This is a genomic window from Microcoleus sp. w2-18bC1 (genome assembly GCF_036700365.1).
GTDB lineage: Bacteria > Cyanobacteriota > Cyanobacteriia > Cyanobacteriales > Microcoleaceae > Microcoleus.
In genome coordinates this window covers 15810-40514 of the sequence record NZ_JAUBOS010000043.1, presented here as the reverse complement: position 1 = coordinate 40514, position 24705 = coordinate 15810, and the positions used below count along the sequence as shown (strand labels likewise).

The 24705-nt window shown below is 46.1% G+C and carries 30 protein-coding genes; 12 read left to right on the top strand and 18 right to left on the bottom strand.

Going from position 1 to position 24705, the window contains the following annotated elements; translation table 11 throughout:
• Positions 1-131: 131 nt before the first annotated feature.
• Complete coding sequence (locus QT979_RS19970) at positions 132-1631, bottom strand: O-antigen ligase family protein (RefSeq protein ID WP_333311487.1); 1500 nt, start codon at positions 1629-1631, stop codon at positions 132-134.
• A 43-nt stretch (positions 1632-1674) separates the two neighbouring features.
• Entirely contained in the window at positions 1675-2520 is an 846-nt protein-coding gene (locus QT979_RS19965; RefSeq protein ID WP_333311486.1) for a YaaW family protein, read from the bottom strand.
• Positions 2521-2998: 478 nt separating this feature from the next.
• Here QT979_RS19965 and QT979_RS19960 point away from each other — a divergent pair, with 478 nt between their 5' ends.
• The 3 genes from QT979_RS19960 to QT979_RS19950 all read left to right on the top strand — a co-directional run bounded on the left by QT979_RS19960 (position 2999) and on the right by QT979_RS19950 (position 5066).
• Positions 2999-3751, top strand: coding sequence for a methyltransferase domain-containing protein (locus QT979_RS19960; protein ID WP_333311485.1), 753 nt, complete (start codon positions 2999-3001; stop codon positions 3749-3751).
• A 64-nt stretch (positions 3752-3815) separates the two neighbouring features.
• The gene (locus QT979_RS19955; protein ID WP_333311484.1) at positions 3816-4883 is read left to right on the top strand and encodes an FAD-dependent oxidoreductase; all 1068 of its coding nucleotides are present in this window, start codon (positions 3816-3818) and stop codon (positions 4881-4883) included.
• Positions 4884-4922: 39 nt separating this feature from the next.
• Positions 4923-5066, top strand: a complete 144-nt coding sequence (locus QT979_RS19950; RefSeq protein ID WP_333167512.1) for a hypothetical protein — start codon at positions 4923-4925, stop codon at positions 5064-5066.
• Between the two features lie 100 nt (positions 5067-5166).
• Here the strand turns inward: QT979_RS19950 and QT979_RS19945 are convergent, their stop codons facing one another.
• Complete coding sequence (locus tag QT979_RS19945) at positions 5167-6102, bottom strand: polysaccharide deacetylase family protein (protein WP_333311483.1); 936 nt, start codon at positions 6100-6102, stop codon at positions 5167-5169.
• Between the two features lie 364 nt (positions 6103-6466).
• On the opposite strand from QT979_RS19945, the gene QT979_RS19940 reads away from it, so the two are divergent.
• On the top strand, positions 6467-6604 hold the full coding sequence (locus tag QT979_RS19940) for a hypothetical protein (RefSeq protein ID WP_333213698.1): 138 nt from the start codon (positions 6467-6469) through the stop codon (positions 6602-6604).
• On the opposite strand, the gene QT979_RS19935 is transcribed toward QT979_RS19940, so the two are convergent.
• Positions 6594-8210: a bifunctional pantoate--beta-alanine ligase/(d)CMP kinase gene (locus QT979_RS19935; RefSeq protein WP_333311489.1), complete on the bottom strand. Its 1617-nt coding sequence runs from the start codon at positions 8208-8210 to the stop codon at positions 6594-6596. The genes QT979_RS19940 and QT979_RS19935 overlap by 11 nt on opposite strands.
• A 279-nt stretch (positions 8211-8489) precedes the next feature.
• The gene (locus QT979_RS19930) at positions 8490-9632 is read right to left on the bottom strand and encodes a septal ring lytic transglycosylase RlpA family protein (RefSeq protein ID WP_333213697.1); all 1143 of its coding nucleotides are present in this window, start codon (positions 9630-9632) and stop codon (positions 8490-8492) included.
• Between the two features lie 428 nt (positions 9633-10060).
• Here QT979_RS19930 and purM point away from each other — a divergent pair, with 428 nt between their 5' ends.
• Positions 10061-11089 carry a phosphoribosylformylglycinamidine cyclo-ligase gene (gene purM / locus QT979_RS19925; RefSeq protein WP_333311482.1) on the top strand — a complete coding sequence of 343 codons (1029 nt, stop codon included), beginning with the start codon at positions 10061-10063 and terminating at the stop codon, positions 11087-11089.
• A gap of 412 nt (positions 11090-11501) precedes the next feature.
• Here the strand turns inward: purM and QT979_RS19920 are convergent, their stop codons facing one another.
• Positions 11502-11639, bottom strand: coding sequence for a hypothetical protein (locus QT979_RS19920; protein ID WP_333311481.1), 138 nt, complete (start codon positions 11637-11639; stop codon positions 11502-11504).
• A gap of 25 nt (positions 11640-11664) precedes the next feature.
• On the opposite strand from QT979_RS19920, the gene QT979_RS19915 reads away from it, so the two are divergent.
• Together QT979_RS19915 and QT979_RS19910 are read left to right on the top strand one after the other, a co-directional pair.
• Positions 11665-12057 (top strand): IS630 transposase-related protein, encoded by a 393-nt coding sequence (locus QT979_RS19915; RefSeq protein WP_333311480.1) that lies wholly within the window; start codon positions 11665-11667, stop codon positions 12055-12057.
• Positions 12058-12077: 20 nt separating this feature from the next.
• On the top strand, positions 12078-12611 hold the full coding sequence (locus QT979_RS19910) for a transposase (RefSeq protein ID WP_333311479.1): 534 nt from the start codon (positions 12078-12080) through the stop codon (positions 12609-12611).
• 201 nt (positions 12612-12812) lie between these two features.
• Here QT979_RS19910 and QT979_RS19905 read toward each other — a convergent pair whose 3' ends face one another.
• The 3 genes from QT979_RS19905 to QT979_RS19895 form a co-directional block, all read right to left on the bottom strand.
• Complete coding sequence (locus tag QT979_RS19905; protein ID WP_333311478.1) at positions 12813-13034, bottom strand: hypothetical protein; 222 nt, start codon at positions 13032-13034, stop codon at positions 12813-12815.
• 101 nt (positions 13035-13135) lie between these two features.
• Positions 13136-13759 (bottom strand): DedA family protein, encoded by a 624-nt coding sequence (locus QT979_RS19900; protein ID WP_333167522.1) that lies wholly within the window; start codon positions 13757-13759, stop codon positions 13136-13138.
• A gap of 57 nt (positions 13760-13816) precedes the next feature.
• Positions 13817-13975, bottom strand: coding sequence for a hypothetical protein (locus QT979_RS19895; RefSeq protein WP_333311477.1), 159 nt, complete (start codon positions 13973-13975; stop codon positions 13817-13819).
• A 131-nt stretch (positions 13976-14106) separates the two neighbouring features.
• Here QT979_RS19895 and QT979_RS19890 point away from each other — a divergent pair, with 131 nt between their 5' ends.
• Complete coding sequence (locus QT979_RS19890) at positions 14107-14451, top strand: STAS domain-containing protein (protein WP_333096247.1); 345 nt, start codon at positions 14107-14109, stop codon at positions 14449-14451.
• Between the two features lie 44 nt (positions 14452-14495).
• Here the strand turns inward: QT979_RS19890 and QT979_RS19885 are convergent, their stop codons facing one another.
• The 7 genes from QT979_RS19885 to psbN all read right to left on the bottom strand — a co-directional run bounded on the left by QT979_RS19885 (position 14496) and on the right by psbN (position 21367).
• Entirely contained in the window at positions 14496-15146 is a 651-nt protein-coding gene (locus QT979_RS19885; protein ID WP_333311476.1) for a hypothetical protein, read from the bottom strand.
• Positions 15139-15693, bottom strand: coding sequence for an Npun_F5560 family protein (locus QT979_RS19880; protein ID WP_333311475.1), 555 nt, complete (start codon positions 15691-15693; stop codon positions 15139-15141). The genes QT979_RS19885 and QT979_RS19880 overlap by 8 nt, the downstream gene beginning before the upstream one ends.
• A gap of 262 nt (positions 15694-15955) precedes the next feature.
• Positions 15956-16588: a class II aldolase/adducin family protein gene (locus QT979_RS19875; RefSeq protein ID WP_333311474.1), complete on the bottom strand. Its 633-nt coding sequence runs from the start codon at positions 16586-16588 to the stop codon at positions 15956-15958.
• 831 nt (positions 16589-17419) lie between these two features.
• A complete protein-coding gene (locus QT979_RS19870; RefSeq protein WP_333311473.1) occupies positions 17420-18343 on the bottom strand; it encodes a hypothetical protein in 924 nt (307 codons plus the stop codon).
• Between the two features lie 634 nt (positions 18344-18977).
• Positions 18978-19889, bottom strand: coding sequence for an MBL fold metallo-hydrolase (locus QT979_RS19865; RefSeq protein WP_333163148.1), 912 nt, complete (start codon positions 19887-19889; stop codon positions 18978-18980).
• A 1-nt stretch (position 19890) separates the two neighbouring features.
• Entirely contained in the window at positions 19891-20991 is a 1101-nt protein-coding gene (gene aroC, locus QT979_RS19860; protein WP_333311472.1) for a chorismate synthase, read from the bottom strand.
• Between the two features lie 244 nt (positions 20992-21235).
• Positions 21236-21367 carry a photosystem II reaction center protein PsbN gene (gene psbN, locus QT979_RS19855; RefSeq protein ID WP_190742515.1) on the bottom strand — a complete coding sequence of 44 codons (132 nt, stop codon included), beginning with the start codon at positions 21365-21367 and terminating at the stop codon, positions 21236-21238.
• Positions 21368-21580: 213 nt separating this feature from the next.
• Here psbN and psbH point away from each other — a divergent pair, with 213 nt between their 5' ends.
• From psbH to QT979_RS19835, 4 genes are all read left to right on the top strand, one after another.
• A complete protein-coding gene (gene psbH / locus QT979_RS19850) occupies positions 21581-21784 on the top strand; it encodes a photosystem II reaction center phosphoprotein PsbH (RefSeq protein ID WP_333082642.1) in 204 nt (67 codons plus the stop codon).
• 151 nt (positions 21785-21935) lie between these two features.
• Positions 21936-22199 (top strand): TatA/E family twin arginine-targeting protein translocase, encoded by a 264-nt coding sequence (locus QT979_RS19845; RefSeq protein WP_333213679.1) that lies wholly within the window; start codon positions 21936-21938, stop codon positions 22197-22199.
• Complete coding sequence (gene pth, locus QT979_RS19840; RefSeq protein ID WP_333213677.1) at positions 22200-22862, top strand: aminoacyl-tRNA hydrolase; 663 nt, start codon at positions 22200-22202, stop codon at positions 22860-22862. It begins immediately after the preceding gene.
• Entirely contained in the window at positions 22859-23125 is a 267-nt protein-coding gene (locus tag QT979_RS19835) for a DUF3146 family protein (protein WP_332958583.1), read from the top strand. Before pth ends, QT979_RS19835 begins: the two co-directional genes overlap by 4 nt.
• Positions 23126-23206: 81 nt before the next feature.
• On the opposite strand, the gene QT979_RS19830 is transcribed toward QT979_RS19835, so the two are convergent.
• Together QT979_RS19830 and QT979_RS19825 are read right to left on the bottom strand one after the other, a co-directional pair.
• Positions 23207-23581, bottom strand: coding sequence for an S-layer protein (locus tag QT979_RS19830; protein WP_333311471.1), 375 nt, complete (start codon positions 23579-23581; stop codon positions 23207-23209).
• A gap of 81 nt (positions 23582-23662) precedes the next feature.
• Entirely contained in the window at positions 23663-24496 is an 834-nt protein-coding gene (locus QT979_RS19825) for a CPBP family intramembrane glutamic endopeptidase (RefSeq protein WP_333311470.1), read from the bottom strand.
• Positions 24497-24705 lie beyond the last annotated feature (209 nt).

Sequence of the window (24705 nt, the reverse complement as noted above, 5' to 3'; positions counted from 1 at the left end):
AGTTGACAGTTGACAGTTGGCTGTTGACTGTTAGCTGTTAGCAGTTGTTATTGGTTATTTGTTATTTGTTATCAATAACCTTCCGGACTCAAACTCCAATGCCCGATGCCCGATGCCCGATGCCCGATCGCCTATTCCCTCTGGCTGACTCCGCAAATTGCGGCTAACAGCAACCAGCTTGTAGTATTGACTCGAAAATCAAACAGCGTCACATCTACAGTGTTAAAAAGCGTACAGGCGGCGAAGGCTAATAAATAACTGAAAAAAATTAGGCGATCGGTTGCTCTTACATCTTGACAAACTACCTGATTTTTTCTAATAATTATAGACTGTTGATTGATCACTAAAGCATTTTCCGCTTGTTCCTGTGTTGTTATTTGCTCGTGTTTAATATCCCCAGAAAAAAGCGGCAAATTCGCTAGCACCAAAACACCTCTAGCCAAAACCCAACCAACTAAACTAAACAAAAAAAGCGTTGCGGGTATTCCCGTTTCCGCAGTCAACATCAGTATCAAACTGTGAGGATGACCGAGCCATTCTTGCATCTGAGCTTGATAGAGAGGCGTAAAATTTCGCAATCCCCAACCAGTCCAAGGACGCTGCTGAGTCATCGACCAAGCAAATTCCCACTGAGTTTTTCTTAAAGTAGCTGTCGGTCTATTTGGGAACATCTCGTCGGTGAGTCTCGCCCAGAAAAAAACCGGGATAATTCTTCGCAAATACTGCCGTAAAGGCTCCGGGCCAAAGGCAGACAAAAAAACTGTGCTAGCCACACTCAAAACCGCAGCTAATAATTTTTTATAACCTGCATAAAGTGCAAAAGCCAAAACTGCCAAAACTGCCAGTCCCCAAGCATTGCGAGAATTAGTAAAAATCAAAGCAACAGCATTTCCGATCACTGCCAAACTTAAAAATAGGAATTGGGCATTGGGCATTGGGCATTGGGCATTGGGTATTGGTAAGCGGTGACGACTGACAACTGCCAACTGACAACTGCCAACTGACAACTGACTTCTGACTTCTGACATCCACAGTCCCAGTGCTAAAATAAAAGCAATTGTCAGATAGCAAGCTAAAATATTAGCGTACATAAATACAGAAGCCATACGGCCGGGGGGATTGCCTTGGGATGCCAGTACCCAGCCAAAAACAGGCTGCAATTGATCGATGCCGTTCCAGCCTAAAAATTGCTGTCCCAGACCTAAAATTATCACTGGAATTGAACTAATTACAATCATCCAAGACAATTGCCATAATTGAGCAGAAGTTTGAATTAAACTGCTGAAAGCGGCAAACAATATAAAAAACGGCAAGAAATTGTACAACCCTATAAAAGCCTCGATGCGGTTGTGGGCAAAAACGGCTGTGATGACTAGCAGCGCGCTCAGAATTGCGAATCCTCGATTCAACGGGCGGCGACTAATTTGACGGAACTTTTGTTTGCAAGTGCCGGCCAATGCCAGGAATAAACCTAAAGCTCCCAAAATCGGAATTAAGGGAAAAATCAGCATCCCCACTTGGGCGAAATTCCAAGGGATTTGCAGGCGGGGATCTGGATGTTTCTGGAGGCGAGACTTGAGATTTTCGGCTGTCTGTTTGGCAGCTAATTTCAAGCGATTTTTGATATTCACCCACACTCCCAATCTCAAATCTAAAATCTACAATTTACCATCGTTAAGCTAGTTCCCAAACGCATTCCGATCGCGTTAATCGAATTTGAGCTAGGGCAAAAATGGTCGGGATAATGCGACCGTAGTTCGTGGAAATCGATCGCCAACCCAAATCCGCTAAAAACCAAGTCCACATCACCGGGCCAACCAACGAAAATACACTCCGCGTTGCACCGTAACGAGCCGCACTCACCGCCATACCACGCCGCGCCGTCTGAATTGCGACATAATTTTGAAACTGGGTTGCGGCAGTTGCAGTGCCTGCAAGCACTCCTTGTTTTGCCATTTGATAGGTGGCAAAATGCAGCGCAAATTGATTGGCCATTAGTTTGAGCAGCATTGGTTTTAAGATGGAACTAACAGCTAAAGCGCTGCCGCCTTTGAACAGTAAACCCAGCGGGTCTTTTTCAGCAGAAATTGGCAGGGGTTCTGAGAGTTTAGAATCAACGATCGCTCGCTGTACGCGCAGTGTCAGCGCTTGCTGTTCGTCTGCTGGTAAACGCTTCCACGCGCGACCCATTAAGTGCAGAAATACTTCTGCCTCTAAGTCGGTGGTTGACAACTGTCTGGGATAAGGGATTTTGAGATAGCGACAAACTTGAATTAGTGCTTGTCTGTAAGTTACTTGTTGGCTTCGCCCTCGGAGTACCGTCAACCCGTCCGCTGCAAGATAGCGAAACCGCTGTTCTACGGCGTCGATCCATGCTTCGCGATCGCGACTTTGTACATCTATCGGTGCGGGGGTTTGCACATAATCTAAAGGGTTAAACTTGCGGCTGAACAGAAGTTCTGTTAGTTGCTGCAATTCTTCTTCTGTTGTCAATTCGAGTGCTGCTCTGAGTTCGTCCAAAATTTTGCCCTCCCGTATTCGATTTTAGATTTTAGATTTTAGATTTTAGATTGCTGCTGATTGACAACCAGTGGGATTTAGTATTTACCTACAGTGGCTTTTTTTATTTTGTCTTAATCATGGATTCGTGCTGTCCCTTATTCTACTACCTGGCGCAGGACGATCGACAGGCTTTGCACAAAATATCCGACTGCTAGAAGCCATAACCTCAGCAGCTACATTGATAAGCGGACGCGCATCTAAATTTTAGAGTCAAGTTTGGGGTGTCCCGCCCGCCCTAAAAATACAATTTAGATGCCTAACCGCAAACCCGGAAACCCTCGGTACGTCTGCAACCCCGCAGCTTGAGGAGTCAAACCGTCGCCCTGAACCCCCACTATTTTATTCGCTATAAACAAAAGAAAAATAATTTAGTGTAGTTCTGTTCAAAAATGTCAGTTAATCCTATAATAAGTTTGGGTTTTTTAGAAAAAAGTAAATGATGTCTTCTTCTGTCGCACCGTCTTTTTTGCAGGGATATTGGCAAGATACTTTCAATCTCAAGCAGCATCTACAGGATTTTTTAAACTTAGATTTAGAAACAATTGAACAAGAGTTGGCACTCGGTCAACAATCCCTAAAAGAAATAGGTCATCGGGATTTTGATTGGGAAAAAGCTAGCGAGTTTTATCGCGATGGAGTCGGACAAGCTTACCTATTTGACCTCGGAGCTTGGCATATGTCCAATCAGGATTACATAGGAGGTACTTTAACATTAATATCAGATATGGCTGTCGGTCGAGTTTTAGATTTTGGCGGCGGTATTGGCACTCATGCTATTGCAGCAGCTCTTTGTCCTCAAGTAGAACAAGTAGTCTATTGCGATCTTAACCCCATAAATTGCAATTTTGTTCAAAGCCGAGCTGCTAAGTTAGGATTGAGTGAGAAAATTTCTTGTAGTCTGGAAGTATCTCCCACAGAGGTTTTCGATACGATTATTTGTTTAGATGTGATGGAACATTTAGTCAATCCCAGTCAGCAACTGATGGATTTTCACCAAATGCTGGCTCCGTCAGGGAAGATTATCCTTAACTGGTATTTCTTTAAAGGTTTTAATCAAGAATTTCCTTTTCATTTAGAAGATAAGCAAGAGATGAACACATTTTTTAGTAAACTTCAGTCTAATTATATGGAGGTTTTTCACCCTCATTTAATCACCGCTCGTTGCTATCGCAAATTAACTGCAAGTTAAGAAATCAGCTTAAGGCTTATTTCCTAGAAAAAGTCCGGTAAGTAATGTATCTGAAAGTCCAATTATGTTCGATGTTGCGGTGATTGGTGCGGGTATGGCGGGGCTCAGTTGCGCTCAACGGTTGCGTCAAGCTGGTTATTCTGTGGCTGTTGTTGAGAAATCTCGTGGCGCGGGGGGGCGTGTTGCTACCCGCCGCGTACAGGGTACTAGGGCCGATCACGGGGCGCGATATCTGGAACCGCAGGGGGATGCGGGGCAGGGGTTAATTGAGGCTTTGGTCGATCGCCACATCCTCACACTCTGGACTGATACAGTCTGGGAATTCAGACAGGGAAAACTTTCTACTATTCCTCGTTGTTGTTATGTCGCACCTGCAGGTATGAATGCTATCGGTAAGTATTTGGCCCAGGATTTAGAGATTTGGTTTGGCCGCCGCCTACAAGCTATTTCTACTACAGATAACCAAATGTGGCATCTTTCCCTAGAAGTCACTGACAGCAATTTAGAGACACCTCAAGAATTGATTGCTAAGGCTGTTGTAGTAGCAATTCCCGCTCCTCAAGCTTTAATGTTTTTGAATTCGGAAATTGGTTTAAAATCTGATTTTATTGACAAATTGCGCTCTGTGGAGTACGACCCTTGCATTACGGTTATGGCTGGCTATTCTGCGACAAAACAACAAGATTTAAGTAATCTAAATCCCCAGTGGAAATCTGTTTCTTTTCCCGATAATTCTGATTTAGCTTGGGTTGGTTTAGATAGCAGCAAGCGGCTTGAGTCGCACCAGCCTGTGTTTGTGGTTCACAGCAGCACAAATTTTGCAGAATGCTATTTAGAAGCTGCTGATTTGGATACTGTCGGTCAAGAATTGCTCGATCGCACTTCTGAATATTTAATCCCTTGGCTGAAAGAGCCAGAATGGTTGCAGGTTCACCGCTGGCGCTATGCTTTTTGTCGAAATCCTTTGCCTGTTTCTTGTTTGCCTGCTGGGGGGAATTTGCCGCTGGTTTGTGCGGGGGATTTGTGCGGGGAAGGTCAAATAGAGGGTGCTTTGCGATCGGGTTTGGCGGCGGCTAATTGGGTGAATTCTCAGTTGCAAAATTTGCCATTAGATTCCAGCCTAAATTGGTAATATGGCTACAGTTAAGGTATCGATTTTGCCTCTAACGCTATGGCCATCCCGTCTGGGTTTAGCCCCGAAGATTACCTTGCCCTCGAACGTGATCATACCGTCCGGCATGAATATCGGCGCGGTTTGGTGTACGCGATGGCGGGAGTAGCGATGACCACAGCCGTCTCTGTATTAATTTTATAACTGCGATTAACCTTCACCTGCGCGATATAGTTATGAAAAATCCATCTAACTCCTTACAAAAAAATGGAAAAATGGTGTAATCTCCCACTTTTCCAAATTGTTACTTTTGTGCTGTTTCCTGTTGTTGTAAGTCTTGTTCTTGCATCTGCAATAATTCGGGAACTGTTACGAAACTGTACCCTTCATTTCTCAAGCGAGCAATAATATCAGGCAAAGCTTTTACAGTTCTTGCTCGATTGCCGCCGCCATCGTGCATCAGCACAATGCCACCGGAATTGGCCTGCCTCATCACGTTGTCTATCAAAGATTCCGTAAGGGTGCGCCAATCAAAAGAATCAGCAGACCACATCACAACTGCATAATTTTTCTTTTGAGCATAAGCTGTCAATCCATTGTTTAAAATGCCTCCTGGCGGGCGGAACATCGATGTTTGGATGCCGGTCAAGTCCTCAATTAAGGATGAAGTGCGATCGATCTCGCGAGCGGCACCGTCTTCGTTATACTGAAGGTATTGATGGTTCCAAGTGTGATTGCCGATCGCGTGACCGGCTTCTGCGACCTGTTTGCCAATTTCGGGAGAATTTTGCAGGTATTTTCCTACCCAGAAGAATGTAGCCTTAATATTATTTTCCTTGAGAATATCTAGGATTTGTGTAGTTGTTTTTGGCCAGGGGCCGTCGTCAAATGTCAGGGCGATCGCCTTGTGCTGGGAGTCGAGTTTCGCGTGACGAATCGTTGTACCTTGAAACTGCGACGGTACGGCTGATTGAAATCGGATTGCCTGCAATTGGGTTAGAGCATTTTGGGAAAAGTCAACTCGATGGGCGATCGCCTCGGAGAACTTATTAATATTGGACATCGGGGGTTGTTCTTGCGACTGGGATACGGCCAAGACTTGCGCCTGAATCGGTTGCAATGGCTGACTGGCCCGCAAGTTAATGGGCCATGTCACACCCAGCAGAAAACTTCCTGTTGCTGCCATAAAAGCAATGATTAAAGTTTTTCGCCGCCTCCACAGCAGTTTCAATTTTGTCACGTTATTCTCTCCTTCACACGTTATACAGTTAATTTGAGATTTTATGTTGATATCAAGTTAATCCACTTAAGAGGATAATCTTAAATTGGACAGTCCGTAAAAATGCTACTGGAAATAACCGATCGTGGGGAAGTCCATCCGGATAAAAAAAATTAAGATTTGTACGCCAGAAATCCCCTAACCCATGAAAACGCGGGATGGTTGAAGTTTTTCCCCAGCCAGGGGGACGGCGCTCAAATCGGATTCATGGCACGATATTGTGAGGGAGTCAGCCCGCATCGCCCCACGTCCCTACCTGACACTGCAAGTTGGTTTAACGTCAGATGTTGCACTATTGTCAATAAGCTTTTTAGGAACAGGCAAGATGCCTGTTCCACAAGAAAATCTAGTCTTTGTGGAACAGGCATCTTGCCTGTTCTTGAGAATAGTGCAAGATGTGAGGTTAACCGCATTTGATATGAGGGCGATCGCGCGCCCCCAGCGTCGTAAAATTAACTTTTAAGGCCGATTCTCTCGTTGTACAAGCCGACAATCTGATCGATAACTTCGGCAACAGTCAGATTGTCTGTTTGAATTTCCACAGCATCAGCCGCTTTACGCAAAGGTGCAACCTCGCGGGTGCTGTCTTTTTCGTCCCGCAGGGCGATGTCTTGTTCCAATTGCGCCAAGCTAGTATTAGCCCGATCGCTATCTTTAAGTTCTAACAGCCGCCTGCGCGATCGCTCTTGTACTGAAGCCGTCAAAAAAATCTTCAGTTCTGCATCAGGAAACACGTTAGTGCCGATATCGCGGCCTTCTGCTATAATCCCGCCTTTTGTGCCGCACCGCCGCTGTTCCTCCAGCAGAAACTGTCGCACGGCGGGAATTGCCGCCATTTCCGAGACGCGGGATGTCACTTCCAAACTGCGAATTGCCTCGGTTACGTCTTCACCATTAATCTTCAACATCTTTGATGCGGGATCGAGGTTGTATTCCAAATAACTGGAACTGATTAATTCGGCGATCGCGCATTCGTCGGAAATCGGTGTTTCTGTTTTCAATGCCAGCCAAGTCAGCGCCCGATACATCGCGCCGGTATCCAGATAAAACAAGTTCAAAGCTGTTGCTGCAAGGCGAGTTACGGTAGATTTGCCAGCTCCCGCCGGGCCGTCGATCGCCACAATGGGCCGGCGATTCCTGAGAATTATATTGTCAATCAAACGAGTAGAGCCAACTCTGGCGGCCACGGCTAAAAGTCCCGCTGTTTCCACAACCTGCAAGGGCGTCAAAGTGTCGGGATGGAGGAGTTCGGCGTATTCGAGCTTTACTGCGGGTTCTTCTAGGAATGCTGCGTGGGCTGCAGCGAGCGCGGCTGCTGCGGTGCGGTCGCCTGAAGAAAAAGTTTTCGAGGCTTGTTGCAGCGCGCGATAGAGTACGGAGGCTTGCTGTTTTTGCTCTGCTGTTAAATACTGATTGCGAGAACTCATTGCCAGTCCAGACTCTTCGCGGACGATCGGACAAGCGACAATCTCTACAGGCAAGTTAAAATCCAAGACCAGCTTCCGAATAATTGCTAGCTGCTGGGCGTCTTTTTGACCGAAATAAGCTTTTGTCGGCTGCACCAAACTCAAAAGTTTAGTAACAATTGCCGCGACGCCCTGAAAATGACCTGGCCTTGCTTTGCCGCACAAAACCGATGTCATCGCCGGTGGCGGCACTACTTGAGTTAAGGATGAAAGGTGAATCTCTATCTGTTTTTGGGCGGTTTGCTCTGTTTCTGTACGCGCGGCGAAGCTATCCCGTAAGGAATCGAGCGCTTGGTTGCCGAACATTTCCTTTGCTGAGGGAGCAAATATGGCATCAACCCCAACTTGTTCGCACAACAGCCGGTCTTGCTCGATATTCCGAGGATAATCTTGAAAATCCTCTGTCGGCCCAAATTGCAGCGGGTTGACAAAAATGCTGACCAGGGCGATCGCATTTTCTTGCTTTGCCCGCTGGATCAAGCTGAGATGCCCTGCGTGCAAAGCTCCCATCGTCGGCACCAAACCGACTGTCAAATGAGGTGCAGTAGATTTTTGTGAATTTAAGTAGCAGCGAAGTGCTGCAATGGTAGTAAACAGGCGCACCGGTAGAATCTCCTGAAGGCATTCGGCAGAAGGCAGAATTTGTTTGTCGGAATTTGTTCGACTTGACATCTTGCATCATCCTCAAGAACAGGCAAGATGCCTTTTCCACAAAGAATAGTGCAAGATGTCAGTTTTATCTCACATCTTGCACCATTCTCAAGAACAGGCATCTTGCCTGTTCCTAAACAAGTAATTGAGAATGGTGCAAGATGTCAGTTTTATTCTACTTTCTGCCTTCTACACTTCGGATAACTTTTGTATTCGGCCTTAGACTACCGTTCAGCGTCCAACGGTTGTTTGCTGCGGCGGTTCGATCACTTCGATTTCCACTCTGGCTACGCCACTGCTGATCATTCCTAGCACGTTGGCGGCGCCGGCGGACAAGTCAATGAGCCGATCGCCCACATAGGGGCCGCGGTCATTAATGCGGACGACTACGGTGCGGCCGTTGTCGAGATTTCTCACCATGACTCTCGTTCCAAAAGGCAAATTTGGGTGGGCTGCGGTCAAATCATTTTGGTTGAAACGCTCGCCGCTGGCGCTGAGGTTGCCATCAAATCCCGGGCCGTACCAGGAAGCCCAGCCGCTGAGGCGCACTTGAACTGGGCCCAGAGACAGCACGGGGGGTTCTGGTTGGGGTTTGCCTGCGACTTCTTCGAGGGGTGGGGCGTTGCCCAGAAGCCGGCGGAGGCGATTGGTTGCTTGCAGGGCGTCTCGGCTAAAGTTGCTGGTGGTGTCGGGGAGGATTGTTTCGGCGTTGATATTTACCAAGTCCTCGCCGTTTGCCTGGATAATGTAGCGATCGCCTTTTTCCCACTTCACGGTAATGCTATTGGGATCGATGTTGTTGCGGGCTAGCTGATTGAGTCTTGCTGCTAAGCTTGATGCCCGCCAAACTGGATCGGGTTCTTGGTTGCTAGAGTTGCTGGCAATGTTTCCGACTTTGGGATTGTCTTTTGCGCCCGCTACTTTTGACGGACTGCTAGCACCGGCTTGGCTGTTGCCAGTTTCTCCCAAAGGCGTGTTTTTTTCCGGATTCGCGTTCAGAAAGGTGATGACTGGAATGTTTCGCACGTAGACTGTCGCTGCTTGTCGCCCGCCTAAGTCGTGGGGCTGAATTTTGGCGATCGAGTCTCGGGCAATTTCAGCTCTTGCTTGATACTGATACTGTCCGACTTTTTGCGCTTCGACCCGAGTAGCGTTTAACTGCCGGGACGCTTGGGTGGCAATTACTTGCTCGGAAACCTGAGAGTTTTGGTTGTCGGCACCTGTTGCTTGTGCGTGACAAGAGGATGCCGTTCCTACCATAGGAACTAACAGGACAGCGAGTAGACCACCAACAAATTTTTCCTTCATACGTCCATTTTTGTGAATAGCCATTGCCAACCGAGATTGGAGGATTGGCCATTTGGCGGCGGGCATCAAGGATTTCTCTCTTGCCCTTCGCCATTCCCCCGTGAGTCAAAGCAAAGTATCCGGGTGCGTTTTTGCTTTAATGCTCCTACCCAAAAAAAATTGGCGGAAACTTCCCTGACACTTGACAACTCATACTCGATTCGCAATTTGTGTTTTGTTCACGAACTGCAACAGACTACCACAAACTTTTGTGCTTGGGGATCGCTGGGATCGCGATTTTCACCAAATCTTCATCAAATTTTCTCAAAACTCTCTATCATAAAATCCTTTAGTGCCAGCGGTTACAGCCGTTTCAGCCATTACGGAAAAATTTACAAAAATTTACAAAACTTTAGTGTATTTTGTGGGCTGCGGAATGGCTAGTCTTAAAAAAGCTGTTTGTCAACTGTTATGGGAATAAACTAAAAATTAGAAGAAATCGATTTGGCGGACTTATGGATTATCGAGAAGCAGGTGTGGATGTTGAGGCGGGCAGAGCTTTTGTCTCGCGCATCGGGAGTATGGTTAAGAGCACGCACCGATCGGGAGTTTTGGGCGGATTCGGCGGGTTTAGCGGGTTTTTCAGCGTCCCGGAGGGTTTAAAAGAGCCGATTATGGTTTCGGGTACTGACGGCGTTGGGACTAAGTTGAAATTGGCCCACAATCTCGATCGGCACGACACGGTAGGTATCGACTTGGTGGCGATGTGCGTCAACGACGTGCTGACATCCGGGGCCGAACCCCTCTTTTTTCTCGATTATTTAGCCACGGGAAAGTTAAATCCCGAACAATTAGCTGCGGTGGTGGCCGGCATTGCTGACGGTTGCAAGCAAGCGGGCTGTGCTTTACTCGGAGGAGAAACGGCAGAAATGCCCGGTTTTTACCAAGCGGGTGAGTACGATTTGGCGGGGTTTTGTGTGGGAATTGTCGAAAAGAGCAAATTGTTGGACGGTTCGCGGGTGCAGGTGGGAGATGTGGCTGTGGGGCTGGCAAGTTCGGGCGTGCACAGCAACGGTTTTAGTTTGGTGAGAAAAATTGCGGGCGATCGGGGTTTTGACTGGCATTCCCAACCCGAAAAGTTAGGTGACAAAACTTTAGGAGAAGTGCTGCTAACTCCGACTAAAATTTATGTTAAACCAGTCCTCGAAGCAATTAAGAGCGGTCTAGAAATTCACGGCATGGCTCACATTACGGGCGGCGGTTTGCCGGAAAATTTGCCCCGCTGTTTGGGAGTTAATCAATCTGTGAAAATTGACAGCAATAGCTGGCCAAATTTGCCAATTTTCCAGTGGATTGCTGAAGCGGGTCAAGTTGCCCCAGCAGATATGTTCAATACTTTTAATATGGGGATTGGCTTTGTGCTGTTGCTCGATTCGAGGGAAGTAGAACAGGCTGTTAAATGGTTTGAGTCTCAGGGAATTGGTGCTTGGGCGATCGGGGAAGTGATTGAGGGGAAGGGAGAATTGATCATGGATAACGGGTAATGGGTAATTAGTAAGAAGCAATCGCAGGGGCTGAAGATTGCTTCGCTTTTTTGGTGCAATAACAGGCAATTTCAATGTGCCTTCATCTGTGTATATCTGCGGTTAAATTTATACTTTTGAAAGTAACCGCAGAGGACACAGAGGATGAAAGAGAAAAAGGAGTTCACAAGAGATAACTCGTTGCTACAATTTTAAATGCAATTGAAATAAGCTATTGTGCTTTTAAATATGGTATAATTCAAAATTAATTCTGTGAATTAGTGTAAAAAATTCCGCCGAACGTTTAAATTAGTTAAAGAGCTATACTATTTATTATATCGACTCTGAAATGAAGGACGCTTAATAGATGAAGGGAGAAAATATTACAAACCAAGGTAATGTTTGTATCACAGTTTAAATAAAAAACACCTGATTAGGCTTGTACGTGACTCAAAATTTCCAAAAACTCCTGCACAACTAGATCCGGTTGTTCGCTGCATCGGGTAGCATCGTAATGTTTGACAAGACTGATGCCAGAATCTACAGCATATTCCATGTATATATAATACACTGTATTTAGTACATAAGCGAAAAAAATGAAACCTTATTCGATCGAGTTGCGTGAGAAAATAGTTAAAATTTATGAACAAGGTGATACCTCGATTAGAAAAGTAGCCGCCAGATTTGATGTGAGTAAAGGGTTTGTTCAAAAAATCTTAAAACAAAAACAAACCATTGGTCATGTTCAACCCAGAAAACAAGGTGGAAGTCTTAAAAGTGTGTTAAACTCGCGCACAACTGAATTGAGCCAGATGGTAGAAAAATATCCGGATAGCACGTTGTCAGAATATTGTGAATATTGGCTTATGAACTACAAGGAAGCTGTCAGCCCTAGCATGATGTGTCGTGAATTACAAAAACAAAATTTAACGCGAAAAAAAAGACCATACGCAGTAGTCAGGCTGCCACTGAAAGAGTGCAAATTCTGAGGTGTGAATATTGGGAAAAAGTGAAAAGTATTGACCCTGACAACCTCGTTTTTTTGGATGAAATGGGCGTTTTATTAGGGTTAACACGAACTCATGCACGTTCAATATGTGGTAGTAGAGTCTACGATTTAAAACCATTTTATCGGGGCGCCAAAGTCACAGTTGTCGGAGCAATTAGCTTAAAAAAAGTAGTAGGATTAATGACGCTCAATGGGTCAATGGATGGTAGAGCTTTTGAAGTCTTTATTGAACATTTTTTAGTCCCCAACTTATGGGAGGGTGCAGTAGTTGTTATGGATAATTTACCTGCTCACAAGTTGGGGACTATTGAACCATTGATACAAGCCGCTGGTGCTAGTTTACTGAACTTATCACCCTATTCTCCCGATTTCAATCCTATAGAATTATGGTGGTCGCAACTCAAATCTTTTTTACGTCAGTTCTCACCAACCACCAGCAAGATGGTTGACATCTTGCTGGCTACGGCCCTTGATTTGGTCAATCCTAAGCACTTTAAAAACTGGTTTACAAGCTGCTGCTACTGTACTTCATAAACCTGGAATACGCTGTATGAAAAGCTGGCAGATTTCATCTTGTGTTGCGTTTGCATTGGATGATGCGCTGTCAATTTTCAGTATCCCTAGCTTGTTTTGGTGGAAGATCAGAAAGTTAGCTTGTTGGTTTTGTCTCTCTGCGGGTGTTGCGAGTCGGAGTTGGGAGTTGGGGATGAAGAGAGTGGAAGTGCGATCGAGTATTTAGGCAATTTTAACTTGTGCGTCGGAGTGAAAGCAAAAACCGTTCCAGTCAATTTCATTTTCTGAGCCAGATAATTCAGTTTCACTATCAGCATTTATAGTTTTATCTAAAACAGAAGTCCTCACTACCAACTTGATGATTTTGCTGCCAGAAGTTCTTGCTACAAAATTGATGATTTTGAGACAGAAGTCCAGACTTATTAATAGGCGATCGCCAATCATTAGACTTTTTGCAAAAATAGATAATATCTGCGTTCATTTGCGTTTATCTGCGGTTAAAAACAGAAAATCCCGAACTCTTGCAAAAAGTCTAACCACCAATCTTACTTAGTCTTGTCCAAAGTCCGCGCCTCCAACCAAATAGGAATTGCAATCCAAGCAACTGCTAACAGCAAAGCAAATACCGCAAATTGAGCAGCCCAAGCTACCAATTTCTCTAAAGACACAACTTGTCCCAAGAAGTAGGATAAACTCACCATTACAGATGCCCAGCTTGCAGCACCCAGAACATTGAACAGCGAAAATTTCCAAAAAGGCATTTCTGCAATACCTGCTAGGGGGCTAGCAAAAATTCGCAGCAGTGCGATAAAACGGCCCAAAAATACGGCTTTAGCGGCATTTTTGCTAAACTGTTCTTTTAAGTCAAACAGTTGTTCTTCTCGAAAGCGGAAAAATTGTCCCAGCTTCAGCAGCAGTGGCCAGCCGCCGTACCTGCCGATCGCATAACCAAAATTTCCCCCCAATGTAGCACCAGCGATCGCACTTCCGAGCACAAACCAGTAATTCAGTTCCCCACTGCCAGCTAAAAACCCGCCAGCAATCGTAATAGTCTCGCCTGGAAGAGGAACTCCCAGATTTTCCAGCAAAATTCCCAGAAATACTGCCCAGTAGCCGTAATCACGCGCAAACTGCTGAATAGTCTCTAACGATAAAAACTCAAAAGACATTCGATACTGCCTTCGTAAACTTTTGCAAAGCTCAATACATTTATATATTGGCTCGATTCAGCCAATAGTGCAATCTTTCGCTGTGATGAAGAACACACTGTTGTCGCGATCGCTGGCCCAACTAAAAATTAGGCTTTCAGGCATACTAGATGAGTAGAGAAGTGTTGCAGTTGCGTTCTGGGCGATCGCCAGCCAGTTTCCTACTAAATTTATCACAACGGCTCTCCCCACCGATTCCACAAGGGCGATCGCCCATCCTAAAACATACGCTGAAATCCCCTGAGTCTCTTAAGAGAGTCAGCAACTAAACAAACTTATTCATACTTTACGATCGTAGGATAACTGCTATGGAATTTCCCAACTTCAACCAACCCATCGTCCTTCAACCTCACAACTGCCTCGACTCCCAAGCCGGCAGCCTCCTCCAACAACAGCTAGCCGAGATTGTGCCCGATCGCCACAAACTCTGGGTAATAGACATGGCCGCCGTAGATTTCATCGACAGTTCCGGGATCTGCGCTTTAGTCGGCGGACTCAACGCCGCCCGCCACCGGGGATGCCGCCTCGTCATCTGCAACCTCTCAGCCACAGTCAAGCTAATTTTTGAAATTACTCAACTCGACCAACTCTTTGAAATCTTCGACAGTTTCGAGCAAGTTATCTCCACTGAAACTCCGGCTTTAGTTGCTTGATTAAAATGAGATCCCAAGTTTAAATCTCAATTTTCCCAGATGCTTCAAGCAACCGCAGAGCTAATTTCAATATCATAAATAGGTTGATTTGTCAAGCAATACCAATGACAAACAAATAAATCCGGCACTTGAACGCCGACAGAAGCGATCGCAGGTGCAGCCGGAAAAGGCCAAAGTCGATCAAAACAAATCCTTTCCCCTACAAACCCGAACTGCATCAAATAAGTCGTCGGCGGCGCATTTAAAAGATTCAGCAAGCCGTAAGCCAACTCATACAACTGCTGCCGCCAAACATCCGACAAATGCACCGGTTGAGAGTAACTAAACTCGCCAGACTGCTTGTCAGGTTCCCCACCGATCACCTCAGCATACAGTGGGCCCTTTGCCGTCAACACCACAGGCAGCCAAAAATTGCCACCGCCGACGGGAAAAAGCAACTCCTGGGACACTCGATCGCGCGCCGCCGAAACATTGCCGCAAAATCGAAACACATCTTGAGCCGGAAAAACCAGATTTTCTGGCACATCCAGCGTCAAAGGACAAACGAGCGCCCCACCCGGAGCGATCGCGCCTGAATTGAGTTCCGAAAGCCCACAGATATTGACTTCTGTTAAAGGATGAGATTGAGCGATCGCCGCCTTGAGACTTGCGGCCGAATCTTTCTCACCACCCGCCACAATCAAAACCTTAGACATTGCCAAAGCTCGGCATTTGAATTCCTCGATCGTCCTCAGCATCGACGCTCGGCAGATCCAGGCCCTTAGCCTTGCGGCTCCGCACAGCGAGACGGTAAGTTACGCTTTGCAACTCAGTGTGCAACTGGCGGTTTTCCTTTTGCAGTTGATCCAATTTTTCCTTAATTGGCTCGATGCGCTCGGCAAACTTCTGGCGGTAAACCCCAGGCAATTCCTGAACCACCTGTTCTAGCATCCGAGAGCGATCCGTCAATTCTTGCACCGACTGCCGCAGTTGGTAAACCTCAGCATCCCGCTCTGCGATTTGTTCCTGATAAAAACCCACCTGTTCTTCAACAGCTTGGAGTTGTTCCCGCATTGCCTGCATTTGAGCTTGGTGGCGATCGGAAACTTCCGGCGCCGGCACAAAATTAGAATTGCCCTTCACCAGCCTGAAAAGTTCTTGAGACAACTGCTGCACCAATTGGTCGCGCATTTGCAGCTCTTCGGTGAGACGAGATACCTCTGATTGCAATTCTTTGGAGCTTACAAGTTTAGTTTGATTCACGATGACTCTCAGCTTTTGTTATATAATGTGTTTCTATTTAAAAATATCTTTCCCTTACCGCAGAGGCAAGAGGCATTTCAAAAGTTTTGAACCCATTAGGCTAAATCTAGCCAGCGGCCCGATGTCAAGGGTAAAGCTCAGTCTAACTCAAATCAGGCATCCACGTCATCACGTTAGTTTCTTGCTATAGAGACAGGTAAAGTCCTAGGTTTTTTGTCAATAAACCAGGTGTCTTAGCTTTTTCTGAGAATAGTGCAAGAGCTTAGGTGTAACCAGTCACAGCAGAAAGCACTTTGCCAGCTTCGTCCACGGTGCTGCCAAAACAGATAATGCCGTCCTCGTGACCGGCCATGGCCAGAATTTTGCGATCGGCCAAATTCTCCTCCTCAAAAAGTCTAAACATTTCTAAGGCCATCTGGGGAGTGCCGTAAGGTATTTCTTTTCTAGTAGTAGGAATTTTAAACAGCAGTTGCTGCCATAGCTTAGGATTATGGACGTGAATTATCGCGCCAACATCCTCTCTGTGAAGGTATAGGGCCCCATGAGTCAGGGACTCCGACGAAGCTTGTACGGGCCCCCGGCAACCGAGGTAATTTTGTTCTAAGTTAAATTTGGTAACAGTACAGTATGATTCTGGTCCCAGAGTCTTCAAGTGGGCAGTCTGGGTTCCCGAAATCACAAATTGGCAAGAATTTTCGAGTCTGACGCTGACGTTGCCAAACCCTATGCCATTTTCGTAGACGCCAATTAATCCCCAATCGTGGAGCCGATCGCGCCAGTGCATCAAATCTGCTATGTTCCGGGCAGCTACAGGGTCTGCTTCTTCCCAGTCACAGCGGTACTTAACGACTCCTTCATCCATCCCTTTTTTTGTCCGAGCTGACACGACAGACATGACCAAAGCTGAGACTTCATCGAAGTTGTCAAGAAGTTGTCAAACAGCTTTTTTTGCCTGCTGCCTTATGTCTCGGTGCATAAGTGCCTTAACTAATCTACATTCCAGTGTCGCCGTAATTAGCGATCGACATTAGCAAAAAGTAAGCTACGAAAGAAGAACCAATTATTCCAAAAATCATGGTTTTGCCTCTAGGTGATTACAAAAGTTCAATATGAAAATTGACCTTTTCAGTCGGGGAGTTTGATTCCAGGCTTTTGCCCGATCAAGTTTTTGATGTGAAACTACATAACCTCCCTGAATCGGTTATCTCTCTATACTACAGCATTTCTACTGAGTTTAACTCTACCTTAATAAATATTTAAGGATAAATTACCCCTTAATCCGGTAACTCCGGTAAAAAGCAACCGTACATTTACTTATTTTTTACGATTATATCTGCATTATTATTTAAGCAAGAATCAAGCGGAACACAAAAAATATTTTTTGCCCGTCTGGGACGAACTGGCCCAATCTTCGCGTGTTCTAGGTTAGTCAACACCTATGTCGATCGAGCAATTTTTAGCTCCGGGGCATCCTAGAAGGTAAGAAACCGGATTGAGGGTAATATCATGTCGGGTAAAATCACCACAACGCCAGCTCGCGTCAGCGGGTTCACTAAAATCTGTAGTAGTAGTGTAAGCTATAGATCCCCTAAACCCGCGCCTACCTAAAGGGGGAGAGTTGATGACCGAACCAGATATAAGTCCTATTAAGAAAAAAACAAGCCGATCGAGCAGTGATGACTTGATCGGCTAAATTTTTCTGTGAAGCGCGATCGCTCGCAGCCCTTTAAATGTGGAAGTGATACAAAATGCTGCCGTCGTCTTTAATTTCGCAATTGGCATTAAAAACTTCAGCTTGTTGGTTCAAAAAACGCTGAGCGACATCCGGCGACAGCCGCGTTTCCATCGCAAACCGCACCAGAGTGATTTCGCCGCGGCCTTCTTTGATCAATCGGTACAAAGCACTTTGGAGCCTTTCGCTCTCTTCTCGCTGAAAAGCTGCTTTGTACTTCCAATCCGCCACCGAAGGAATCAAACCGCGACTGACCAAAATCGCCAACAGCAACCCAATTCCCAAAATCAGAGGCACTGTCGGATCACTCGTAGGCGTCGCCACAATTTGCGGCACTGTAGCGGCGGCCAAACTGCTAACCATTTCTTTTTCCGAAGCTTGCGTATCCGCCATTGCAAGCTGAGTTTTGTTGTAAAAGTCTTGCTGAAGCTTCATTTGCTGCAACAGACGAGCGCGTTCTCTTTCGTATTGGTCGAGTTTTTGCTGAGCTTGTTTCAGGTCTTGAGTGACTTGTGCCAAGCGTTGGTTGAGCGACTGATTGACTGATTGCCACCGATATCTGTTAATCAGGCGGCTTTTTTCAACCATGCCCTTCATCAACATATCCGCCGTTTGGATTGCTTGCTCCTGATCGAGCGAGCGATACCCAACCACAATTTGTAGGGGTTGTTCCGGCTTAGAAATCTTGACACTAGCATTTTGTCGAACTTGCTGGGGCGACAGCTTAACTGCATCTGCCACTGCTTTGACAACATTATCTGCTAGGAGAACCTCTGGGGTCAGTTGCTCTCCCTGCTTGAGAATTGTCGTGCCTGTGGTCGAAAATTTGACTGGCGGATTATTAGAGGTGAGAGTGCCTTGAGCCATGAATCCGGGGGGCGGGGCGAGGCGGTAGGCCAGGGCGCCTGAAATACCCATAATTACAGCAAAACTGCCTAAGGCAATCCATCTGTATTGATGTGCTGAAGATCTAAAACGTAAATTTCCCATTTTGATAGTCAAGTCATAACATTCGCTTGCCGCAGCTACTGCCAAACGCCAGAGCGATCGTTTCTTTCTGGTTAGTCAAATTGACTGCTGAAAATTTTCTCAGTTTGTACCTAAAAGCTATTAGCTTTTGAGAGTTGTCAATATTCATGAGTCCAAAAAACCGATCGCGCTTTTATTTGATCCGAGCTATAACTTCAGTTTTTGTCCTTAATAATTAATCTGTAACAAGGCTTCTGGAAGTCTACTGGCATCAGCCTAGCACTCAGGCGTGCGAGATCCTCGCCTCCCCGTGTTTGTTGACATTCAAAACTGTCTCCTTTTCACCCTTGGCAATCCTCCAATTATCTTACGTCTTGGCGTCTTGCGGACGCGGTTGAAGAATAAAAAAAACCTTAAATAATCTGCCTAAAAACTTAACAAGCAAGAATTATACCATGCACTTAAGAGTTTGCTGCAAATTAAAAAAAATTGTGGATCGGGGGGCGAGACCAGATCCACATATTCACATAACAATTATGGTTCGATCGGTTGATGGTTTGATCGAGCTCGCCTAGGCGAATGTTCAGAAGCCGATCGGCAAAATAAGACCCTCGCGGGCCATAACAGCCTTCGGAAAAGCAATTTGCACGTCTTCGGCGATGCGATCGAGAAAATCGTCTGTGTGAGCCGGATCATGGTGAAAAATCACCACTCGTTTCACCCTGGCCTCCTTAGCCATTCTCACCGCTTCCTGCCAAGTCGAGTGTCCCCAACCCACCTTCGGAGACTTGGGGTTGTGATATTCCTCGTCTGTGTACATCGCATCGTAAATCAGCACATCAGCGTCGAGGGCTAAATTGTAGACATTCTCATCTAGCCGATCGGGAAAATGTTCAGTATCCGAACAATAAACAACAGATCGTCCCTGCCAAGTCACCCGATATCCCATAGCAGTATTGGGGTGATTCAGAGAACCCGTCCTAATCTCAATATCATCCAGCATCATCGTCTGGTTGTGATTGAGTTCGTAGAAATTCAAATCTGCTTGCAAACCCATCAGCGGCACCGGCGAATTCGAGTGGAGCACCCGTTCGACAAAGTGCCTTTTCATGCAATCTCCATCCGGCGGAGTCGCGCCGTAAATATCAAAGCTATTGCCACGGATGAAAGCTGGGGCGAACAGCGGGAAACCTTGAATGTGATCCCAGTGATAGTGAGTAAAAAACATATAAGCTTGCACGGGCATTTCTTGCACCAACTGGTCTCCCAGCATCCGCAAGCCTGTTCCGCCGTCAAAAATCAAGCGTTTGCCAGCGACTCGCATTTCCAAACAAGAAGTATTGCCGCCGTAGCGAACAGTTTCCTGTCCGGGTGTCGGAACACTGCCCCGCACGCCCCAGAACTGTACTACAAAATCATCTATACCTTTTATTGATTCGGAGGGTTGAGGGCAATCAACGGGAGTTGCCGCTACAGAGGACAAGCTGATTTCCATTTTAAAATTCAGGCTTTAAGGTTCCACATTGTCCGTGATGGCGCAGCAGATGGTCGCACAACACTAAAGCTACCATTGCTTCCACCATTGGCACAGCTCTTGGCAAAACGCAAGGGTCGTGCCGTCCCTTGGCAGCCAGCAGCGTTTCTTCGCCTTCTCGGGTAACGGTGCGCTGCTGCTGGCGAATTGTCGCAGTGGGCTTGAATGCCGCCCGCAAAATGATATTTTCGCCGTTAGCAATCCCACCCTGAATTCCGCCAGAGCGATTCGTCACTGTACGAATTACACCCTTATCATCAGTATAGTATTCATCATTATGTTCGCTGCCCTTGAGCAGAGTCCCGGCAAACCCGGAACCTATTTCAAAGCCTTTGCTGGCGGGCAAGGACATGATGGCTTTTGCTAAGTCGGCTTCGAGTTTGTCGAATACGGGCATTCCCAGCCCTTTGGGTACGTTGCGGGCGACGCATTCGACTACACCGCCGATCGAATCTCCACTATCCCGAACTTTTTCGATTAGTTCAATCATTCTTTCGGCACATTCGGCATCGGGACAGCGGACGATGTTGCTTTCTACTTGTTCTAAGGTAACAGTGTCCGGGTCGGCGACACATTCTAAGTCTTTGATGCGTTTGACGTAGCCGACTATTTCGACTCCTGCTGCTTGTTTGAGAATTTTTTTTGCGATCGCCCCTGCTGCTACTCTACCAATTGTCTCTCTCGCGGACGATCGACCTCCGCCTTGCCAGTTACGAATTCCGTACTTGGCATCGTAGGTAGCATCAGCGTGAGAAGGGCGGTAAGTTGTCGCCATTTCGCCGTAATCTTGGGGGCGAGTGTCTTGATTACGGACTAAAATTGCGATCGGCGTTCCCAAAGTTTTGCCTTCAAACACCCCGGACAGAATTTCGCAGGTATCTGCTTCTTTGCGGGGCGTAGTAATTTTGCTTTGGCCGGGGCGACGGCGATCGAGTTCTGCTTGAATTTCCGATGCGTCGATCGACAGCAGAGGCGGGCAACCGTCAATTACTACTCCGACACCGCCGCCGTGAGATTCCCCAAATGTCGATATCCGAAATAAATGCCCAAATGTGTTCCCCATGATGCTTTAGCCTGACACCTAATAATTTTTAGCTTAAATGGAATAGAGATTTACTGTATTTATGAAAAATATACCATTGACGAGTAGGCGACAGGCGATCGCCTCACAGCATCACTCCCTTCCCACCCCTAGAAGAATATCTACCAGGGAGAGAGGGAGAGACAGAGAATAGGAGATATCTGGAAACAAACTTAAATTCATCCGTATATCCGTGTCCGAATCCGTGTTGTGCCTTCCTTCTTCTTTAGTCTTCGTGTTCTTCAAAAGGATCTCTCAATTCCTTAGCGGGAGGGCCGAAAGCCGTGTAGATCGAGAAACCGGTGATGGCCACCAGACACACACCGAGAGAAATGCCGAGAACTGCTGCAGGTTCCATATTTGTGATCGATTATGAGTGTTCCACTCTATAATATTACAAAAAATAACAATCCGTCTGAAAGTCTCGTGATTTTAGGCGCTGTACGGTATGGCAGCCAACCCTCACTCCCCCTTCTCCCAGTCCCCCATGCGGCATTTCTGAGAAATTGCGATCGCAATTAGCGGTAGAAATATGTCAAACTTTTCTGTAGAGATTCATTGCAGGTGACTTATGGCACAACGGACTTGGTTAGGAGATATACTCAAACCCCTTAACTCGGAATACGGCAAGGTAGCCCCCGGCTGGGGAACCACGCTGTTGATGAGCGTGTTCATTGGACTGTTTTTCGTGTTCTTGTTGATTATTTTGCAAATCTACAACTCTTCTCTGATTCTGGAGAGTGTGGATATGGATTGGTCGAGTCTCGACCGCTAAAAATTGATCGCAAAACAGTAAGGCTAAAAGTAAAAGCTGAGGGTGGAGGAGAAAGGGTAAAAGCTAAGTTTTCCCGTTTTTCCTTACCCTTTCCGATTACTTTTGCCCTAAATAAACAAAAACTAACTAAACAAATTGCTGGAGAAAAACCATGAATATTTTTGGCATTGGTTTGCCCGAAATGGCAGTTATTTTTACGATCGCCCTATTGGTATTTGGCCCGAAAAAATTACCTGAAATCGGTCGGAGTATGGGGAAAGCTATTCGGGGCTTTCAAGACGCTTCGCGGGATTTTGAGTCGGAGTTCACGCGGGAAGCTAAGCAGTTAGAAGAAGCAGTAGCAACTAGCAGCAAACAGGAAACTGAAAAACTCGCAGCCGCTACTCCTAAGAAGGAAGATAGCACAGACAGTTAAATGAACAACCCTCAGAAGTCGGAAACACCAGCGGAGTTAGTGATTCCCCAGCTAATAGTTGGGTTAGGCAATCCCGAACCTAAATACGATCGCACCCGACACAACATAGGCTTTAATGCTGTCGATGCCTTGGCTAAATCTTGGCAGATTTCGCTGTCGGAAAATCGCAAATTTCAAGGCATATTTGGCGAGGGAAATCGGCCGCGGGGACAGAAAATCCGCTTGCTGAAACCGCTTACTTACATGAATCTGTCGGGTCAAGCGATTCGGGCGGCGACGGATTGGTACAAGATACCTGCTGAGTCGGTATTAATAGTATACGATGATATGGATTTGCCGATCGGGAAATTGAGAATGCGGCTTGCCGGTTCTGCCGGCGGGCACAACGGCATGAAATCGACAATTTCTCATTTGGGTACAGACAAATTTCCCCGCTTGCGGATTGGCATCGGCAAACCTCAAAACGATGCTGCTAAAAATGAGAAAGATACGATTTCCTTCGTGTTAGGAAAATTTTCCTCAGAGGAAAGTCAGTTAGTAGAGAAAGTGCTTAAACTGGTTGTAGAAGCTGTGGAACTAAGTCTGCACCAAGGAGTAGAAAAAGCCATGAGCCTTTACAATAGTCGCACAATTGCAGAAACAAACGCGGAAACAAAAAGGTGAGTTCGAGACGTTTGCCTGAAACAACTGCATATGTCCGGGTTACTGGTCAATCTTGGCAAAAAGGCACGATTGAGGGTGAAGTGACTGCCGGCAATTTTGAGTGGCAGTTTCAGTGGCGTTTCACGTCAGAAAAAACACTGATTCTTGAGCCTTCTCAGGGTAGGGCATTGATTCAGGAACCGCTGCACCGTTTTCTGGAAAAATGGGATTATCAGCTTGAACCGGGCGGGGATTATTCGTTTACGGTTCGGGCTGAGTTTTAAAATCTTGGTAATGGGAAATGTGGAAAAGGCAATCGGGAATAAAAACTTCCTCTCGTAAGATATCCCGATTCCAGTAATTCTTTAATTAATCACGGGAAAAGGCTGTAATGGGAAATTGGGAAATGGCGATCGGGAAGGCAAACTTTCTCTAATAGGAGGTCCCGATTCCAGTGATTCTTTAATTAAAGCAGGTGGCGTCCCTTCTCGGTAAGCCCCGCAATAATACATTGTCAAAACAGCTTTGTAAGCCCAGTGATTGGAAGGTACATCGGTAAAAGGATTTGGCAGGGTTTCAACCTGATTCTGGATGCAAGCATCGAGAACTTGTTCTCGCGTTTGCTGCACTTGAACTAAAGAATTATTTGGCTTGACTTGTGCGGTATTTTGTGCGTTTGCCGGAGCTAACAAACCTGTGTACATTAACAGTGTAGCAGTGCCAAAGATGCTGAGTTTCATAAGTTTATAAATTTCTGAATTAGTTGGGTGGTAGTGAGGACTTTAGTCCTCCAAGTTGTGGCAAATAAGGACTCTTCGTCCTTACTCGAAACCTTTGGAATGTTCAGACATTTTTCGCATTCCCAATGCCAAGACACTCAAAAACAACAGCCCGATCGCCCCAGCTAGCGGATTGCCGTTAACTCCTGTCACCCAGTCGGGAACAGATGCCGAATATCGCACTAACTGCCCGATGTTAATGATGTAATATCCCCAGACTAAACCTGCATGAAGCCCGATCGACAAACCGAGGCGATTTTGGCGCGCTCTTTTTCCCCAAACCAAAATCAAACCCAGCAACAACAACCCCGGAAACTGCGGCCAACTCCGCAGCATTGCTACCACAGGCTTGATAAAATGAGATAGGGCAAACACCAGGCTATTTGCCCACAGAGATATTTTATAATTGTAATCCCGCTGCAACTCGTCCAGCAACCAACCACGGAATACCAACTCTTCCGCAAAACCGACTCCAAGGGCGCTTAACAGCCCTTCTGCGATGATTCTCGGCACATTATCAGAATTTTGCCACGCGACTAAGCCGAACAGCCCTTGCACCGCAAATAAGCTGAAAGTGAGCAAAAGCCCGATCGCCAATCCGATTAAAAGCTCAAAACCGTTTTTTCGCGTATTGATTAAACCGTAACTTTTGAGTAATTGGGTTTGTCCGTAAACCTGTTTTCCCCAGCGCGGCACTAGGAACAGAAACTCGGTAAACAACAATCCCATTGTCAGAATAGTTGCTAGGTTACTATCTTTAACTAAGAGATAAATTGGTGCTGCTAGCGGCAGCCAAATTGCTAGCAAGATTAATAGGAAAATTATCACACGTAAAGGAAATGGATAACTGGCTATTATTTGGAGGCGGTTAATCATTGGTTACAATTTACTTGCTGAGAAATTTTAATTTTTAGTAAAAATAAACATAGCACGGGTCGGACGCATGAGTGAAACAGTCAACAACACTGTCGCTTAAATGAGTGACACTCAAATGGTGTAGCACAAATAAGTGTCACTCCAAAAAGCGACTGTAAACTCTCCAATACTGCCACTTATATATGGAGTATCAGAATATGAAAGGATAA